This is a genomic window from Mycoplana sp. 10N416 (assembly GCF_056394765.1).
In genome coordinates this window covers 25,357-43,310 of record NZ_JBFTIM010000016.1, presented here as the reverse complement: position 1 = coordinate 43,310, position 17,954 = coordinate 25,357, and the positions used below count along the sequence as shown (strand labels likewise).

16 protein-coding genes and 1 pseudogene are annotated in these 17,954 nt (G+C 61.0%); 9 read left to right on the top strand and 8 right to left on the bottom strand.

Annotated elements, in window-relative coordinates; genetic code table 11:
• Positions 1 to 72 precede the first annotated feature (72 nt).
• Positions 73 to 1,005 carry a HEPN domain-containing protein gene (locus AC1DDS_RS22885; RefSeq protein ID WP_477480950.1) on the top strand — a complete coding sequence of 311 codons (933 nt, stop codon included), beginning with the start codon at positions 73 to 75 and terminating at the stop codon, positions 1,003 to 1,005.
• A 246-nt stretch (positions 1,006 to 1,251) separates the two neighbouring features.
• Here the strand turns inward: AC1DDS_RS22885 and AC1DDS_RS22880 are convergent.
• Positions 1,252 to 1,536 (bottom strand): annotated as a pseudogene (locus tag AC1DDS_RS22880) (helix-turn-helix domain-containing protein); the annotation flags it as partial.
• 183 nt (positions 1,537 to 1,719) lie between these two features.
• Here AC1DDS_RS22880 and AC1DDS_RS22875 point away from each other — a divergent pair.
• The gene (locus AC1DDS_RS22875) at positions 1,720 to 2,946 is read left to right on the top strand and encodes an SLC13 family permease (protein ID WP_477480949.1); all 1,227 of its coding nucleotides are present in this window, start codon (positions 1,720 to 1,722) and stop codon (positions 2,944 to 2,946) included.
• 730 nt (positions 2,947 to 3,676) lie between these two features.
• Entirely contained in the window at positions 3,677 to 3,907 is a 231-nt protein-coding gene (locus tag AC1DDS_RS22870) for a hypothetical protein (RefSeq protein WP_477480948.1), read from the top strand.
• 377 nt (positions 3,908 to 4,284) lie between these two features.
• Here the strand turns inward: AC1DDS_RS22870 and AC1DDS_RS22865 are convergent, their stop codons facing one another.
• The 7 genes from AC1DDS_RS22865 to capB are packed head-to-tail and all read right to left on the bottom strand — an operon-like array spanning position 4,285 to position 12,805.
• Positions 4,285 to 5,469 carry an ABC transporter substrate-binding protein gene (locus AC1DDS_RS22865; RefSeq protein WP_477480947.1) on the bottom strand — a complete coding sequence of 395 codons (1,185 nt, stop codon included), beginning with the start codon at positions 5,467 to 5,469 and terminating at the stop codon, positions 4,285 to 4,287.
• 27 nt (positions 5,470 to 5,496) lie between these two features.
• On the bottom strand, positions 5,497 to 6,567 hold the full coding sequence (locus tag AC1DDS_RS22860) for a branched-chain amino acid ABC transporter permease (protein ID WP_477480946.1): 1,071 nt from the start codon (positions 6,565 to 6,567) through the stop codon (positions 5,497 to 5,499).
• A gap of 15 nt (positions 6,568 to 6,582) precedes the next feature.
• A complete protein-coding gene (locus AC1DDS_RS22855) occupies positions 6,583 to 7,491 on the bottom strand; it encodes a branched-chain amino acid ABC transporter permease (protein WP_477480945.1) in 909 nt (302 codons plus the stop codon).
• Positions 7,488 to 8,213, bottom strand: coding sequence for an ABC transporter ATP-binding protein (locus tag AC1DDS_RS22850; protein ID WP_310422961.1), 726 nt, complete (start codon positions 8,211 to 8,213; stop codon positions 7,488 to 7,490). Before AC1DDS_RS22850 ends, AC1DDS_RS22855 begins: the two co-directional genes overlap by 4 nt.
• Entirely contained in the window at positions 8,213 to 8,944 is a 732-nt protein-coding gene (locus AC1DDS_RS22845; RefSeq protein ID WP_477480944.1) for an ABC transporter ATP-binding protein, read from the bottom strand. The genes AC1DDS_RS22850 and AC1DDS_RS22845 overlap by 1 nt, the downstream gene beginning before the upstream one ends.
• 4 nt (positions 8,945 to 8,948) lie before the next feature.
• On the bottom strand, positions 8,949 to 11,033 hold the full coding sequence (gene capA, locus AC1DDS_RS22840) for a caprolactamase subunit alpha (protein WP_477480943.1): 2,085 nt from the start codon (positions 11,031 to 11,033) through the stop codon (positions 8,949 to 8,951).
• Positions 11,034 to 11,056: 23 nt separating this feature from the next.
• Positions 11,057 to 12,805 (bottom strand): caprolactamase subunit beta, encoded by a 1,749-nt coding sequence (capB, locus tag AC1DDS_RS22835; protein ID WP_477480942.1) that lies wholly within the window; start codon positions 12,803 to 12,805, stop codon positions 11,057 to 11,059.
• 285 nt (positions 12,806 to 13,090) lie between these two features.
• Between capB and AC1DDS_RS22830 the strand changes: the two genes are divergently transcribed.
• From AC1DDS_RS22830 to AC1DDS_RS22805, 6 genes are all read left to right on the top strand, one after another.
• A complete protein-coding gene (locus AC1DDS_RS22830) occupies positions 13,091 to 14,050 on the top strand; it encodes an AraC-like ligand-binding domain-containing protein (RefSeq protein ID WP_477480962.1) in 960 nt (319 codons plus the stop codon).
• 274 nt (positions 14,051 to 14,324) lie between these two features.
• Positions 14,325 to 14,795, top strand: coding sequence for a Ros/MucR family transcriptional regulator (locus tag AC1DDS_RS22825; RefSeq protein WP_405030289.1), 471 nt, complete (start codon positions 14,325 to 14,327; stop codon positions 14,793 to 14,795).
• Positions 14,796 to 15,069: 274 nt separating this feature from the next.
• Complete coding sequence (locus AC1DDS_RS22820; RefSeq protein WP_477480941.1) at positions 15,070 to 16,206, top strand: DedA family protein; 1,137 nt, start codon at positions 15,070 to 15,072, stop codon at positions 16,204 to 16,206.
• Positions 16,092 to 17,219 (top strand): phosphatase PAP2 family protein, encoded by a 1,128-nt coding sequence (locus AC1DDS_RS22815; RefSeq protein WP_477480961.1) that lies wholly within the window; start codon positions 16,092 to 16,094, stop codon positions 17,217 to 17,219. The genes AC1DDS_RS22820 and AC1DDS_RS22815 overlap by 115 nt, the downstream gene beginning before the upstream one ends.
• Positions 17,216 to 17,590 (top strand): COG4315 family predicted lipoprotein, encoded by a 375-nt coding sequence (locus AC1DDS_RS22810; RefSeq protein WP_310422941.1) that lies wholly within the window; start codon positions 17,216 to 17,218, stop codon positions 17,588 to 17,590. The genes AC1DDS_RS22815 and AC1DDS_RS22810 overlap by 4 nt, the downstream gene beginning before the upstream one ends.
• 181 nt (positions 17,591 to 17,771) lie before the next feature.
• Positions 17,772 to 17,945, top strand: a complete 174-nt coding sequence (locus tag AC1DDS_RS22805; protein ID WP_477480940.1) for a GNAT family N-acetyltransferase — start codon at positions 17,772 to 17,774, stop codon at positions 17,943 to 17,945.
• The last annotated feature ends 9 nt before the right edge of the window (positions 17,946 to 17,954 follow it).

Below are 17,954 nucleotides of genomic sequence, written 5' to 3'. Positions count from 1 at the left end.
GATCCTCTAATTGTGGCCGTCATTCTTCTCGCCTAAAAGCTTCAGGTGCCCAATCACACTGGAAACGCTACGATGGATGCGATTCACACCGAAGGCTTCGACGCTGCTTTGACCCTGACCGATCACATTGAGCATCTGCCGGACAGGAAGCGCCGCGAGCTCGCCCGTATTGTCGAAATCCTGTTTGCCGAGGTCGAGCAGTTCCAGGCGAACAAGCTGTCCGGTAAACGAAGCAGCGGCAAGATCCTCAAGGTGATCCTCTACGGCTCCTATGCCCGTGGCGATTGGGTTGAGGACCGCTTGAGCGGCTATCGTTCAGACTATGATCTTCTGATCGTCGTCAGCACCAAATCTTTTGCCGATGAGGGCGATCTCTGGGAAGGCATCGAGGAACGGCTGTTGAAGGAGCAGATCGCCCACCGGATCGAGACACCGGCCGTCCCGATCGTGCACACTTTGCAGGACGTCAACGACCAGCTCGCCCGCGGCCGTCCCTTCTTCGTCGACATCGCCAAGGACGGCATCGTCCTCTACGAGGAAGGCGGTCATCCCCTGGCGAGACCGAAGCTACTGACGGTGGAAGAGAAGTTCAACGAAGCAAAGAGGCATTTCGGTGAGTGGTCGCAGAACGCAGGCGGCTTCCTTGCCGCGCAGGCATCACTTGGGACTACTTTTCCCAAACAGCAGGCTTTCCTACTGCATCAGGCGACCGAAGCCTTGTACCACTGTTTGCTGCTGGCGCTCACGCTCTACAGTCCAAAGTCTCATCGCATCAAGGTCCTTCGGTCCCAGGCCGAAGGGATCGACAATCGACTGATTGCCGCCTGGCCACGCGACAGCCGATTTTCCCGTCGCTGTTTTGAGCTGCTTTCACGCGCCTATGTGGAAGCGCGCTACTCGTCAAAATATGGGATCAGCAACGAGGAACTCACCTGGCTTGTTGAAAGGGTGATGATTTTGCAGAGCCTGGTGGAAACGATCTGCCGGGAACGGCTTTCCCTGTAGTTGTTGCGGGCACACGCTCTTGAACTGATCTGAACCCGTGACCCGCGCGCCACGGTGATCGGTACGGTCGTGGAAAGCAGCGACTCCAGCCCGCCGCGGCGTCTTGTCGAACTGCGGCCAGCGGCGGAAAACCTCCTCGATGTAAGCGGCAAGCCCGACCAGCGTGCGCTCGACGCCCCGGTCGACGACGATGCGCATCATATTCTCGACGCTGACGAAGGGCACGAGGCTCATCGGGCCGGGCTTGGGAACCGCCCAGAACCTTCCCCTCCCCGTCATCTCACGCAGTCCAAGCTCGTCAACAATCCGCCGCGCCGCCTGCGGCGCGCGAGCGTCTTGGTGACCATCCCGCCGAGACCAGCGGTTTTGCCATAACCAGCAGTTCTGGCAGCTTCGATGACGTCCGGCGCCCGGGCCAGCTTCCCGTCGACTATCTGCCGCGCGAGCGCCAAAACCCGTCATACTCTTTCAGCCGACCTCCGCGGCCGCGGTCATCCCCCGGGCGATGGCGAGTAGGCGAGTTTCGGTCTCTACTTTCAACTGCCTGGGATCACCCGTCCACGCAACGTCGGCCGCTATTTCGAGCGATCGGATCGCGAGGGAATGAGACTGCGAAACAATCCGTCAGGAATGTCGAAACGCCGGATGCAATGGCATATTGCGCTAGGCTTGACAGGGCCACTACGATCCTTCGTTTTCCTCGGAGTTGCTTGCATGACCTATGGCGTTCTTGTGCTATTTGGGCTCACCTACCTCGGCATGGCGCTGGGGCGTGTGCCCGGATTGCGCATCGACCGGGCCGGCATTGCGCTCATTGTCGCCGTCGTGCTCGTGGCGGTAGGAGCGGTTCCACGCGATGCGATCGCCGACGCTATTCACTTTCCGACCCTGCTGTTGCTTGGCGGCCTAATGATCCTGTCGGCCAGGGTCGGCGCCAGCGGCTTTTACGGCGCGGTCGCAACGTGGATTGCGCGCCAGGCGGGCCGGCCGCGCCGCTTGCTCGCTCTGACCATCGCCATCGGCGGTATCCTCTCCGCCTTCCTCGTCAACGACATTGTCGTCTTCGCGATGACCCCGCTATTGTGCGCGGGCCTTTCCGCCCGCAGTCTCGATCCCCGCCCCTTCCTTTTTGGGCTTGCTGCGGCAAGCAACGCCGGCTCGGCCGCGACCCTGATCGGCAACCCACAGAACATCCTCATTGGCCAGGCGAGCGCGCTCAGCTTCTGGGGTTATTTCGCCGACGCGGCAATTCCATCGGTTGCGGCACTTTTCATCAGTTACGGGTGCGTGGCCTATGTCTGGCGGGCAACCCTCAGCAGGCCACCTACAGACGCACCGATCGAAACGGTCGCCTTCGATCGTCTTCAGGTCGGCATATGCGGTTTTGCAATCGCCGTCTTGCTCATTTTGTTTGCGTCCCCGCTCCCACGGGAGATTTCGGCCCTGCTGGTCGCCGCTTGCCTGATTATCAGCCGGACGCTGCCGACCAGGCAGCTTCTCGATGAAATCGATGTACCTTTGCTCATCCTGATTGCAGCGCTGTTCGTCATCAACGACGCGTTCGCCCGCACCGGATTACCGGAGCAGGCCGTACGCATACTTGCCGACTACGATCTGTTGCCCGATCGAGTTTCATCGCTGGTGCCTATTTCGCTGCTTCTCAGCAATACGATCGGTAATGTTCCGGCCGTCGTGATGATCCTGAAGGTCTGGCACGGGATTCCGGAAGGCACCTTGATCGGCCTAGCTATCCTCTCGACGCTCGCCGGAAATTTGTTTCTCGTCGGGAGCCTCGCAAACCTGATCGTCGTCGAACAGGCAGCGGTCCAAGGCGTGCAGTTGACGTTTCGGGATCATGCCAAGACCGGATTGCCGATCACGATCCTTTCCATGATGGTTGCTGGCCTCTGGCTTTGGATCGGCGGGTATATGGCACTTTAGCCACGCGGCCGACATTAGCGTGCGGTCGTGGGAGCGGATAGGATCAGGAGGGCACCTCATTCGGCTGCCGCTCAAAGATTAGAAAGACCCGGACGATGCTGATCAGCGACCACGCCGCATTCATCCACCAGATGATCTGGCAACAGCGATCAAGACCAGTTGGAGGACGGACGCCCCCTGCGGGCCCGGCTTGGGGAATGATGCCGTGATAAAGGAGCAAGGCTGTCAGCGCCTGAACAGGACGACCGCGTTGCCCTTCCAGCCATGGGTATGGTCGCCATCATCAGGAACAGAAACGGTGTGTGACGCCGAGAGGAAGGCTTATGGCGGTCATCGCTATGGAAAAGACCGGCGGCAATGGGAATGAAGGCGATAACGATGGCGACGGTGTGGCGGCCCCATGACGCACATGGCGACGACGAACGACAGGCACGGGGACTGATAGGCTCAGGCCACCTCGCGCCGTGCTATTTGCGACCTACTGCCATCTGCTGGATCAGTATCGAGAAACTCCGGTTCGACCGTTGCACCTACGAAGAAGCGACTCATGAAGCTGCGAAAGGACGGGGCTAACGCGATATCGGCAATATTGGCGTCGGAGAAGCCCACGTCCCCGCAGGCGCTCTATATCTGCTACCGTTATCTGGGCGATTTTGCATGCTCCCAACCCTGTCGCGGGGAACCGTCACACCGCTCGCCCGTTGAAGCTTTGTAGCAACGGGAGGCACAAATGGCTGACACGCTCGAAGAGCTCAGCCTCGAAGAAATCCGATGGCTCGAGCGAATAGCGGACGGTCGCATTCATGTCGTCCCGACGGTGGTGGCTGAGCGCCTGGAGTCCCTTGGCCTTGTCGACCAAGTACCACCTAAGGCAGAAGAGATCGCGGTCGAACTGGAGCTCGAGTCGCTGGGAACAAGGATCAACGATGGCGGACTACGGCTTCTGAAGTCGGAGGAGTAGCCTGCCCATCGGGCGTGGTATCCCCCAAACAACTCAGCCCAAAGGTACCGCAGCGAGGCTCCGACCGTCGGCCCTAACCCATCATGAAAGGCTGCCGCAGCTCAGAGCGATTCCGGTCAAAGCTCTCCCGTTGCCTTTCGACGCGCGTCAGATAGTGGTCAAGGTCCGGGATCTCTATCAAGGATGCGGAGTTTACATGCTCCTTCGCGCTGGTGAGATAGTCCGCCCTGCCGTAGATGAGTAGTGTGTCGACTTTCAAGCTCGCCCACAGAACTGGCACTAAGTCTTCGAGATGAGCTCGCTGTGGATCCACAGCGAGCGTCGTCGAACCTCGCAGACACTGGTTACAGCACTGCGAATCTGCACGGTCCGTGCTGCTATTTCAAAAGCTTGTCTAGCGGTACGGCCTCACTGATCCGCCACTCGTCCACCCGCGCCGGCTTACCGCCGGTGATCTCGATAATCTGCATCAGTGCGGTGTTCTGATGATGCAATTCGCCGGTGAAGGTCCGCGGGCCGAACGCCGTGGGCTCGTCAGCCATCTTTTCCAGCTCCGCCGTCACCGCCGCTCCGTCAGCCGTTCCGGCACGCTCGACGGCCTTGGCCCAAAGATCGATCAGCACATAGCCGGGATAGGCATAGGAACTGGCTGGCCGCGCGCCGGTGACTTTCTCATAGGCCTTGTTGAAGGCCTCGACCTCGGGGCGCGGGTCGTCCCCATAGATCGATCCCTGCACCGGCACGACGAAGCCCGAGAGATTCGGGGTCGCGTCGAGCCAGTAGGAGCCGTCTACCGCAGAACCGTTGAGGATGAGCGAGTTGATCCCTGCGGCACGGATCTGGCGGACGGCCGCCGCCGCACCCGGCATCACCGAACACAGCATGATGACGTCGGGCTCTTTGGGAAGAGCCTTGATGCGAGTGATCTGACTGGCGATCGAGGCGTCGTCGTTTTTGAACGTATCGGTGCCGACAATCTTCGCGCCGTCGAGACGCGGGAACATCCAGTCGAAGCCGGTGCAGATGCCCTTGTTGTATTCGATGAAGGTGTCGAGCAGCACATAGGCCTCGCGGGCCTCGCGCTTCTTGTAGGCCCATTCCGCCATCGTCGCGCCCTGCACCGGAGCAAGTACGGAGGACGAGAAGCTGTTGGGACCGACGCCCTGAATGCCGGCCTTCACATCCTCGGCACACAGGAAGAAGGAATTCATGCCTTCGCCCTCAGCAACGAGAGCCGACGGCGCTCCGAAATCGTAATCGCACGAGACAACCATCATCTGGGCACCCTCGTCCAGCAACTGTAGACCAGCCTTGGACGCTTCGGCCCGGTCGGTGCGGGTATCGGCCTCGGTCCACTTGATCTGCTTGCCGAGCAGGCCGCCAGCAGCGTTGATTTCATCAATGCGGATCTTTGCAGCGGTGGCCGCCGGCGTGTCGTAGGCCTCCATCCAACCGGATTTTGCAACGGCAAAGCCCACGTGGATGTCTTCTGCGAGCGCCGAGGATGCCGCCAGAACACTGGCCAGCGTGGCAATCGTCTTAAGTATTGTTCCCTCTATCATTACTGTCTCCTCCAGGACATGTTGATTTCAGTATTTATCGGGTCGCAGCGATGCGCCTCCCTTCGCCACCCTCCGAATCCACCGGGCCGGCAACGCAAGTTCGCGCCCCGCCATCAGGCCTGCCGGCCGAAAGACCAGAACGACAATCATGGCAATGCCAATCAGGATTTCCTGCGAGCCCGCGGGAAGCGAGAACTGGGCGCTGCCGATCGTGAAGCCCTTTTCCAGCCGCACCAGCGCCTCGACGGCCAGCGACACGACCAGTACACCGACGACCGCGCCCGACAGGCTGCCGATGCCGCCGACCACCAGCATCGCCAGCATCAGAAACGTCAGACTCAAATAGAAGGTGTCGGGGTTGAGAACGCCGATGAAATGACCGAGCAGAGCCCCGCCGATGCCGCAGAAGAAGGCTGAAATCGTAAACGCCAGCAACCGATGCCGATAGCGATCGATGCCACTTGCCGATGCCGCGACCTCGTCATCACGGGTTGCCCGGAGCGCAAGGCCCGACGCCGAAGCGCCGTAAACGGCCGCAACAAGAATCGCCCCGCAGGCCCAACCGAGCGCCACCCATGAGTTCGTGTAACGGGCAAGGCCGACGACGGAGGACGTGCCACCGGTCACCGGCGTCCAATTGGCCCAGATGGTATTGATCATTGCCAGGAAGGCGAAGGTCGCAATCGACGCGGCGATGCCTGACAGCCGCAGGATGGCCGCCCCCGTGACGCAGGCCAGCAGAGCTGCAACCACACCCGCAGCCAGCGCCGCCGGCAGCACCGGCCAATCGGCCTGTGCCAGCCAGTCCGGCAGTCCGGTCAGAAGCAGCGACTTCATCTGCGGGTTCAACGTCAGCCAGGCGGACACATAGGCGCCGACACAGGCAAAGGCCGCATGGCCGAAGCTGATGACGCCGGAGTTTCCGGCGAAGATCCAGAAGCCCACCACTAGCGTCACTCGAATCAGGGCTTCCGCCGCCATACGGCCCGTGGCGCGGTCGCCCAGTCCGGTCGCGACAAGAACGAAAATGAGCAGCAGCAGACAAAGCAATACCGGCGTGGTGCGGGCTGCGATCCGGCGAGCGCGATGATCAGTCATGGTTGCGCTCATGGTTCAGACCCTCGGTTTGGCGGCGGCAGAGGCGAACAGCCCCTGCGGCCGGACGAGCAGGACAAGGATGACGAGGGCGAACAGGAAGGCATCGCGGAACGGTCTGGCTTCGAACGGCAGCGCAGCCTGCAGCAGCACCGAGGCTGCGCCGATCGCAAAGCCTGCCGCAACAGCGCCCGGCAGGCTGCCCATGCCACCCACAACGGTTGCGATGAAGGCGACGAGCATGATCTGTCCGCCCATGCGCACGTCAGCTACGCCCGTCTGTGCCACCAGCACCAGCGCCACCGCCGCGGCGAGCGCGCCGGATACCGCAAACGCACAGGCGATCACAGCGTTCGCCGGTACACCGAGCAAACGTGCCATGCCGAAATCCTCGGCAGCGGCGCGCATTTCCAGCCCGATGCGGCTCTTCTTCAACAGCAAGGCGAGCGCGGCGAGCACGATCAGCACCGCGCCGATGACAATGATTTGCAGCAGCGGAACCTGCGCGCCGAGCACGCTGACCGGACTGCCGAGTTCCGGCCACAGGCTGACGGATTTCGGACGCCCGCCATAGGCAGCCATGAGGCCGCTCTGGATCACCACGCCAAGCGCGAAGCTGGCGACCATCAAGGCGACGGGGTTCGCATTGCGCAAGGGCCGGAAGACGACGAACTCAGAGGCGACTGCCAGCGACGCCCCTACCAGGAGGATCGCCGGCACAAGCACGAGAGCCGGCGCACGGCCCAGCCCCATTACCGCCGTAGCATCGGTCGAGGGCACGATCAGCGCGAAGACCGCAAAGGCGATGAACTGGCCATGGGCGAAGTTGACGAGTTTCATCACGCCAAAGATCATGGCGATGCCAAGGGCGGCGACCGCGTAGATGCCACCGAGCGCCAGCGCGTCGAAAATGAGTTGCAGGCTCATGCGGCGCTCTCCTGGCCGAAATAGGCTTCCGTCAGCAGATCCTCGGCGGCGAAGGCCCCTGCGTCGCCATCGGCGACGATGCGGCCGCCACGCATCAGGATCATCCGACCGCCAACACGCGCGGCACGGGTCGAGCTCTGCTCAACGATCACCAGCGTCAACCCGCGCTGCGCCTGGAGCTGGGCAAGGCGCTCGTAGACCTCATCGACCACCTTCGGCGCCAGTCCGAGCGATGGCTCGTCCACCAGCATCAGCTTCGGATTGGTCATTAGCGCACGGCCGATCGCCAGCATCTGTTGCTGGCCGCCTGAAAGCGCGCCGGCATTGGCATGGCGCCGTTCGCTGAGGATCGGAAAGGCGTCATAGATCGCTGCAAGATCGTTCGGCACGGCGTTTCGGTCGCGCCTGAGGCCAGTACCGACCATCAGATTTTCCTGCACGGTCAGCGCCCGGAAGATGCGTCGCCCCTCGGGAACCATCGACAGTCCGCGCCTGGCGATCGCCTCCGGCGCTCGGCCGGAAAGGATGTCGCCATCCATCTCGATCCGACCGTGCGCCGCCCGGACTGCGCCTGAGATCGCGCCAAGCAGGGAGGATTTTCCAGCGCCGTTCGGACCGGAGATGAACACACGCTCTCCTTCGGCCACCTGGAACGACAGCTCGTTCAGGGCCACCAGCTTGCCGTAACGGACGGACAGATCGAACACGCCGAGCTTTGACATCACGCCGCCTCCTTATGTTCAGCTCCGAGATAAGCCTCGCGCACGGCCGCACTTGCCAGAACTTGGGAACGGTCGCCCGTTTCGATGACCCGGCCGCCATCTAGAACCACGACATGGGCACAGACCGACAGCACCAGCCCGACATTGTGCTCGATCAGCAGCACGCCGACGCCGAGTTCGGTCGCGATACGGCGAATGAGACGGGCGAGATCGGTCGCTTCCGGTTCCGACATCCCAGCCGCTGGCTCGTCGAGCAAGAGGAAATCGGGGCAAAACATCAGCGCACGGGCAATCGCAACTCGTCGCTCGTCGGTATAGGGCAGACCGGCGGCGGAGCGGCTTTGGAGCGGCTCAAGTCCCATCCAATGCAGGAGGCGCACAGCCTCTTCTTCGGCGGCATGGCGGGAGTGGCCGAGGCCGACCCCGGTCACCGCCAGGTTGTCCAGAACGTCGAGCCCGGTGAACAGGCGTCCGGCCTGAAAGGTGCGGGCCACGCCGAGGCGACGAAGCGCATGGGCGCTGAGGCCGGACACATCGCGCCCGGACAGCACCACCCGCCCCGTGCTCGGACGCTGAAATCCGGTCAGGACGTTGACGCAGGTGGTCTTGCCCGCGCCGTTGGGGCCGATCAGCCCCAGCACCTGCCCCGGCTCCAGCGAAAGACTAACCCTACTGAGGGCCTGGAAGCCGCCAAAGGCGACTCCCACCGTTTCCAGCGCCAGTCCCGCCATCGGCTCAGGCCTCGTCCGTCAAAGTGACGACATAGGTGCCGGAAGCGTCCAGTCGGGCAACCCAGCCCGGCTCGATCACCAGCGTCGTGGTCACTTCCTGAATCACGGCGGGACCCGTGATCTCATCGCCCGCGCCCAGCAGCGCCCCCTCATAGACCGGCGTTTCGTGAGCGATCCCGGAGGCGAGAAAGATCATTTCGCGTGTGCCCTTGAGAGCGGAGTGTGTGCCGTTTCCCGCTGCGATGGTCATGCGGTTTGGCCGGTCCACACGCCCCGAGATGGCGCTTTCGACGTTGACCACCTCGACTGCGCTCTGCGGTTCGCAGTAGGTGTAAAGCTCCTCGTGGCGGGTGTGGAACGCCGCCTTGAGCCGCTCGAGCGCCGCCTCGTCGATATCGAACGGATCGACATAGACGGTGCATTCGTGCACCTGTCCGACATAGCGCATGTCGAGCGAGCGGCGGATGCTGATGCGATCCTCCGCGAAGCTGTCTTCCTTCAGGTCCCTGATGCCGCGGGCTTCCAGTTCATTGAACACCCTGTCGAGCCGCTGGGCGGTCTCCGCGCCTTCGAGGCGGGCGGCGACCGGGGCCATGTAATTGTACTTTACGTCAGAAATGATCTGACCGAAGGCGCAAAGGCCAGAGGCGAGCTTGGAGATGAGCACCTTGCGGATGCCCATTTCACGGGCGAGGGCTGTGATATGCGCGCCGGTCGCGCCGCCGGCGCAGTTCAGCACGAAATCGCGCGGATCATAGCCGCGCTCGACGGACACGCGGCGAATGGCGTTGACCATGTTGTTGTTGACGATGGTGAACATGCCAAAGGCGGCCTGCTCGACGGTGAGGCCGAGCGGTTCGGCGAGATGCGTCTTGATCGCCTCGCGAGCCTTTACGATGTTGAGCGGCAGACGCCCTCCGACGAGGCCGTCGGGATTGAGATAGCCGAGCACCAGGTTGGCGTCGGTCGTCGTCGGTTGCTGGCCGCCCTGATCGTAGCAGGCAGGGCCCGGTTCGGATCCGGCAGACTGCGGTCCCATCTGCAGCAAGCCCATGCTGTCGATCCAACCGATCGAGCCGCCGCCGGCGCCAAGCGTCTCCACCTGGATCATCGGCATACCGATGCGGTAGCGCAGGAAGTCGATGTTCTTCGAAACGTTGGCAAGGCCGTCACGGGTCAGCGTGATGTCGAATGACGTGCCACCCATGTCGACGGTGATGATGTTCTTCTCGCCCCACGGGTCGCCGATATAGAGGGCGGCCTGCGGCGCCGACGCAGGCCCGGAATTGATTGCATAAACAGACTGGTCGGAGACGACTGTGCCAAGCGCAAGACCGCCGTTCGACTGGAAGTAGCGGACCGGATTACGGGCGCCGAGTTCCCGGAAATAGCGGTCCACCGCGTTGACGTAGCGTTGCAAGATTGGGGCGAGATAGGCGTTGACGATCGCTGTCGAGGTGCGGGTGTACTCCCGCACCTGCGGATAGAGCTGGCTGCCGACGGTCAGACGGACATCCGGCATCATCTCGCGCACGATCCTGGCGGCGCGGATTTCATGCTCGGGGTGGAGCACCGACCAGACGAAGGAAATTGCCACCGAATCGACTCCTTCGCGCAGGAAATGGCGGCAGGCCTCGCGTACGTCCTCCTCGTTCAGCGGCGTGTGCACGGTGCCAGTCGAGATGACACGCTCGCGAACGCCGCGGCGCAGATAACGTGGCACGAGCATGGTGGCAGGCGGGTACTCCGGATCGTAGCGATAACCGTCTTCCTTGTGGCCGAGGCGGATTTCGATGGAGTCCTCATGCCCTGTGGTGGCGATGAGGCCAGTTTTCGCACCGGTGTGGGTGATGAGCGCGTTGAGGCCGACGGTCGTGCCGTTGATGCAAAGGTCGGCGTTCGAGACGATTTCACGAGGCGATATGCCGGTCTCTTCTTCGATCACCTTCAATCCGTTGCGGATCGCCATCGTTGGATCCTGCGGCGTAGAGAGCGCCTTGAAGATGCGCACGTCGCCTTTGCGGTCAGCCAGAATGAAATCGGTGAAGGTGCCGCCGGCATCGATGCCAAGGCGATACTGGTTCTGCATGGGTCTTGATCCTTTGAATTGTGTCAGGCAGCGCGAAACGCGGCTGTTGCAGCTTGATCGACGTCGAGCGTTTCCGCGTCGGCGATCACGACGCCGTAATCGAGCCTGGCACCCTCGATACTGACGAGCCCGTTACGCACGTCATCGACGACCTTTTGGACATCGCGCTCGAACGGGTTGCCGAAACCGCCGCCCCCCGGGTTGCGGTTGGCGGCGCGCTCGCCGGGCTGGATGGTCTCGATCACGTTCTCGGTGATGACCTGCGTCGCGCCGTTGCGGGTAATCTCAAGCCGCCCGACCTTCGGGGCGATCATTGCGGATTTCGCGCCGGCCGCACCCATCGCCGGGATGCGGCGACCCTCGCCGAAGGTGACAAGCGTCATCGGCGTGTCGAGCGGTTCGACCTCCCAGCATGTCCCGGAACCGCCGCGATGCTTACCGGCGCCGCCGGAATCTTCCATCAGCGAATAGCGATGGATGATGATCGGATAGCTGTGCTCCAGCATCTCGATGTCGCCGGACGTCAACGCGCCGAAGCAGCATTCCGGTCCGCAGGCATGCCAGCCGTCCTGGCTCGCGGTTGCGCCGGCGCCCGAGATGATCGAGGCGAGCACCATGGTGACGTATTCCTCGTCGTGGCGTTTGTCCCAGCCGGCAATGTTGCAGCCGTTGGCGTGGCCCCAACTGGCTGACACCTTGTCCGGGGCGGCCTGCTCGAAAGCGAGACGCACGGCGTCGGTCAGCGTTTCCATCGGCGTGGTGGTGCAGTTCATGTGCGGTGCCGGCGACTTGGCGTTGCAGAGCGTGCCCTTCGGCCCCATGTCGGTCGTCACGCAGCGGTAGAGCCCCTCGTTGTAGGGCGGCGGCAGCTGGGCGAACATCATCAGGCCGAGATAGACCCCGGAGTGGCTGTTGCCCTCGTAGCTGTTGATGAAATAGGGCACCTGCGGCGGCGAGAAGACAGCGATGTGGCAGCTGTCGCCGGTGATCGTCACGGTCGCAGTGATCTCGAAATCGCCGAAGCCGTGACCGGCGTCCTCCAGGATCGCAGTACCCGAATAGGTGCCGTCCGGCACTCCGGAGATTAGCTTGCGCATGTGCGCTTCGGCCATTGAGAGCAACTCGGCGATACACTCCTGCACCGTCTCCTTGCCGTACTTGTCCATCAGGCCCATCAGCGCGCGGGCGCCCACCTGGCACGCGCCGATCAACGCATTGAAGTCGCCCTCCTGATCACGCCGTGCGCGCATGTTCGTCAGAAGCAGATTCATCACGTCATGCCGCGGCTTGCCCTTGTCCCAGAGTTTGATGGGCGGAATGCGCAGGCCCTCGGCAAAGATCTCAGTCGCAGCCGGGTTGTAGCCAGCAGGCACCGGCCCACCGATATCGGTCAGATGGCCCTTGCAGACCGTCCAGAACACCAGCTCGCCCTCGTAGAACACCGGGTAGTACATACAGGTGTCGATGATATGGGAGCCGCCATAGGCCGGGTCGTTGTGGAGGATCAGGTCGCCTTCGTGGATGTCACCGTCGAAGAACTTCGCAACCGACTTCATCGCCGGGATCAGCGACCCGAGGTGGATCGGGATATCCTGCCCCTGCAGGATCATTTCCGGCGTGTGATTGAACAGCGCCGTCGAATAGTCGTGCGCCAGGTTGAACACCGACGAGCGCGCCGTCTGCTCCAGTGTGAGCGTCATCTCGCGCTGGGTCGTTTCCAGCACGCCCCGCACCACGGACAAAGTGATGGGGTCGACCTTCGGGGTTGTCATCGTCCTTTTCCTCCCTTGACCAGCCGGCGAATGCCACGCACGCGTCAAGGGTCCGCCCTTTGGACAGACGATGGTTTATCCCCCCTTTGCGTGCCGATTTTCCGGCTTCTTGATTTCTGGCCATCAGGCTGTCACCGCGACTTGCCTCGGTCTTGCATCAGGACGCACAATCGTTTGTCGCAGAGCGCACCATCCAACCGGCGGCGTTGAATTCCCTTGCATCGGGGAAACTCAGCCATTACCCAAAAAAGGACAAACAATACTTGGGAGGGTATTGTCTTGCAGGTGAGTGAGCACAGGACGGAGCATCTGCCGCCGCGCGAACGTGCCAACCATTGGTCGGCCGTAATCGCTGAGACTTATTTTCCGCTGCAACTGACATTCCGCGACGCGGCTTCGTTTCAGGGACGTTTGGAGAAACGATCGTTCGGCGACGTTTCGCTGTCGCGACTACAAACGGAACCGATGCAGTACGAGCGCCGGCGACGGCACATCGCCGATGCCAGCGGCGAGGAGTACCTGATCACCATTCCGCGCATCAGCCCCGTCGAATTCCATCAGCTCGGGCGCGACGTGCGATGCGACCCCGGTGGATTCATCATCGAGCGGGGCGACGAGCCCTATCGGTTCTCCTATGCGGCCGCAAACGATCTGTGCGTTCTGAAAGTTGCCAAGCCGATGCTGGCGGAAAAGCTCCGCAATCCCGATCAGTATTGCGCGCGGGCTTTTGACGGTTTCAATGGCGTCGGCGGCCTGCTGAGCAACATGGCGCGACTGCTGCAAGCAGACTACGTCGCGGACCAGAAGGCCACGCAGGTTCTCGGGCGCCACCTGATCGAACTGCTGGCGCTTGCAATTGACGGGCAATCGGCCGCTGGTGACGACCACAAGTCATCGGTTCGCGCTGCGCACTTACGCCGTGCCGAGGAAGTCATCGAGCGCAATCTCTCGAATCCCGCCCTGTCACCCGAAATGGTAGCTAACGCCTGCGGTATATCCAAACGGTATCTTCATGAGCTGTTTTCGGATGCGAACCGTACGGTCTCCCAATTTATCCGCGAAATGCGCCTCGCCGCCGCGCGGGATTTGCTGCTCATGCCGAACTCGGGGGCGATCGCCGATGTAGCTTATCGGTTCGGTTTTTCGGACCATGCGCAGTTTTCGCGATTGTTTAAGGCGACGTACGGTAGGACACCCTCGGGATTTCGCGCACGAGTGGCAAAGCTTCATCCGCGTGGCAGATGAGTTGAACTGCGTCGACACAAGGTGACGTCGAGAAACTTTCACTGAGTACCGGCTGGGGCGGGGTGCAGCACGCCGTAAGCGATGAGAAGCGAGTTTCTACGTTCGCGAGCCGGTATCGACGTCGTCCCACCTTGGCCGCTATCTGCATTCGCCACCATACCAACCTTTTTCTCATCGAACCGATCATCATCTCAGGTTTCATGATGCTTTTCTGTACACTGACAGATGAGGGCTTGTATAAACTGGCCAAGACGCGTTAATCGCATCCGCTCGATTGACGGAGGCAGATTTGTCCAACGACCCACGCAAGAACGAACTGGCGCAACTCACCGCAGACGTAGTTTCCGCATACGTCGCGAAGAATGTTACCCCGCAATCCGCTATTGCCTCTTTGATATCTGATGTTCATGCGGCCCTGAGTGACTTGGGCAAAGCCTCTCCTGAGTCCCCAACGACCGTCGTCGTGGAGGAAGTTCAAAAGCCCGCGGTGTCTATCAAAAAGTCGGTTTCCCCGGACGCCGTTGTCTGCCTCGAGTGTGGTAAGGCCTTCAAATCGCTGAAGCGGCACCTCCACACTCATCACGGGCTCGCGCCTGAGGATTATCGCACAAAGTGGAAGCTCTCTCCGGACTACCCCATGGTCGCTCCAAATTATGCGGAAGCTCGCTCATCCTTGGCGAAGCAGATGGGCCTTGGCCAGCGACGCGCGCAGAATACCAAGAGCGCAGCGAACGCAAAAAAGTAAAGCAACGGAGCCAGGAGCAGCGTCGTTGTCAGTCGTATGCCCCTTTGATAGCTTCGCAGCTTAGTTCGACGCAGGGACAAGCCAAGGTGGGTTTTCCCGTGGCGACCATCCAACGCCTCTGAACGTCCGCCGCGTACCGAACCGGAAAGATAGCTGATCCGGAATATGTCGCTCCTCCGGGTGTGTTCGACGCGATGCTGGTCGAGGCCTTCTACCGGCCAAAGGCTGGCAGCGACCACTTCATCACCGGAATCCTCGGTTCCTGGGCTGTCGCATGAAGGGTATAGAAGCGATAACTGCACTGGTCAGTGCATATCCATACGTGTCGTATGGAATTGTGCTGGTTCTGGCTCTTTCGGAGTCTTTGCCGATGCTTGGAGCGGCCATTCCCGGCACAGCGATCATTGTTGGCCTCTCAGTCCTGGTGCCGTCCGGGGTTTTGAAACTTTATCCCTTGCTGGCGTCCGCGACGGCCGGGGCAATCATCGGTGACGGCTTCGCATTCTGGCTCGGCCATCGATATCATCGTGAAATTGCGGATCGTTGGCCGTTCAAGAAATTTCCGGCGCTCATCGAAAAGAGCGAAGCATTCTTTCACCGTCATGGCGGCAAAAGCGTCTTCCTTGCTCGCTTTACCCCGGGCGTACGGGCTTTCGTCCCTCTGGTCGCTGGCATCACACAGATGTCAGCCGGTCGGTTTTATGCCGTCAATATCCTCTCAGCGCTTGTCTGGGCACCTGTACATATCCTGCCTGGTGTGTTCGCAGGGGCTTTCGCGGCCTCCCAGGGTGCGGCTGGAACGCGCCTGATCGTTCTATTGATCATCCTCGCCGCTGCCGCATGGCTGATGCTCCGGTTGACGCGCTATGCGATTCTCCGTGCGGTCCCACTCGTTATGTACGCAGTCGAAATGCTTCGCGCCCGGGCCAAGCAAACCGACAATCTCGCCAGCAGGCTGGTCCTTCGGCTGATGGGCCCGACGGAAGGTGAGCTGCCAATCCTCGCTTTGCTGATCGCGATCCTGATTGGAGCAGCGTGGTTGTTCTTCGGGATCGCCGAAGACGTCATCACTGGCGATCCTTTGATCGTATTTGACAAATCGGTGTTTGACTTTCTGCAGGGCCTTCGGACGAGAGCCGTCGACGCCGTCATGATCGGGTCACCGAACTTGGCGACACGACCGTCGTACTGGCGATATCGGCCGCCGTCCTTGTACTCCTCGCAGCTCAACGATCCTGGCGGACGGCAGCCTACTTTCTTGGCGCAGTCGGTGGAGCCTCAATCTTCACCACTGCGATTAAGGTCGCAGTCCATCGCGCGCGGCCAAGCCCCGATCTGTATGCGGGGTGGAGCAAGTTTTCCTTTCCCAGTGGCCATAGCACCGAGAATGCTGCGCTTTACGGGTTCATAGCCTTCCTGGCGTGTCGCCGATTGTCAGCTGCAGGACGAATGTGGGTCGCGCTGCCGGCCACTATGCTGATCATCGCGATAGCTTTCTCGCGCGTCTATCTCGGCGCACATTGGTTTTCGGACGTCGTTGCAGGTCTGGCCTTTACGGCAGTCTGGCTAACAATCCTGATCGTGGCATACCTCAACCACCAATCCTCCAGGGAAACCACCGTCGGTCTGCTTGGTGTGGCGGGGGCGGCGTTGCTCATTGGCGGCGGTTTTAACATTTGGCACCACCACGCTGCTGACATCGACCGCTATGGGATAAGGTCAGAGGTTCGGACCGTATCCGAGAAGGACTGGCTGGACCGGGAATGGGAAGCACTGCCAGCACGGCGTCTCGATATCAGGGGTGAAAACGAGGAGCCCTTCGTCATCCAATATGCGGGTCCCCTGTCCAGTCTCGCCAAGCAGCTGGAGGCGAACGGCTGGAGCCGGGGTAGCGTTTGGAATCCCTCTGGTCTCGCGGAATGGCTCAACCCCAACCCCGACATCGAGAAGCTAGCAACGATCCCCCTTCTCAACCGGGGCAATCTGCCTGCGCTCATCATGCTGAAGAAGACTAGCGGCCGTGATCTAGGACGCTATGTGCTTCGAGCTTGGCCAACTGAGTTGAATCTCGACACGAAGCCGATCTCGCCCATCTGGCTCGTCTCCGCGGTGGAAGAGAAGCGCCATGATTTTATTTTCGGATTGGGCTTTCCCGAAGATGTTGGCGGCTACGAAACAATCCGACAATTGGTAGCCAACGATCTGGATACCAGGAAGGCGACCGAGAAAGTTCGTGCAGTCACCGCAGGCGACGCACAGGCCTGCCGAGGTTTATTTTCGCGGCTGGCCAAGCGGCATAGGATGGTGACGTACACTTCGTGTCCTTCATGGGATTTTCGGCATCAACCAGTGGAACAGGTTTCCCCATCGAGGCGTTTTTTACGGGGCAATGTTGGCATTGTGCTCGAACGGAGAAAATCATGAGAACGATTTTGATCGCGTTGGGAGTGTTGTCCGCGACAACTATGGCAGCTGTTGCTGCTGCTGAACCCGCCAAGATGGTCGATACGAACATGGGCAAGGTCTTGGCCAATCAAAAGGGGATGATCCTCTACACCTTCGACAAGGACACCAATGGCAAATCGAACTGCGACAAGGATTGCCTGAAGAAGTGGCCAGCCTTCCATGCCGGTAAGAAGGCCAAGGCCGAAGGTGAATGGTCGCTGGTCAAGGCTGCGGACGGTAAGGAAATGTGGGCCTACGACGGCAAGCCGCTTTACAGATACTCCGGTGATAAGAAGGCCGGTGAAATGAACGGTGATGGCGTTGGTGGCGTTTGGCATGTGGCCAAATAGCGGGGCCTCAACAGCCGGATGGACGGTTTTTGGGTCACCAAAGCGAGCTCCATGCCCGTCCCCACCACATCAGCGTCTAGCGCCACGGCATCATAGCACCTGAGCAGCTTCCGCCCTCAAGAAGCAGCCCTCATCGTATCCAGATTTGACGGTAGAAAAGTGATTGGTTTGAGGGTGGCATATGTTGAAGCCGTTCACGACAGAACGCCTGGCAATCCGTCAACTGGAACTCCAGGATGCCCCAGAACTGGCCGGGATCAGCGATGTCCCGGCTGTGAGCCAGTGGATGGCCTTTGGTGGCTTCCCGCTGGAGAAGGCACAGGCCCTGATCGCCAGCCAGGACGCGACCAAATAATACTTCTTC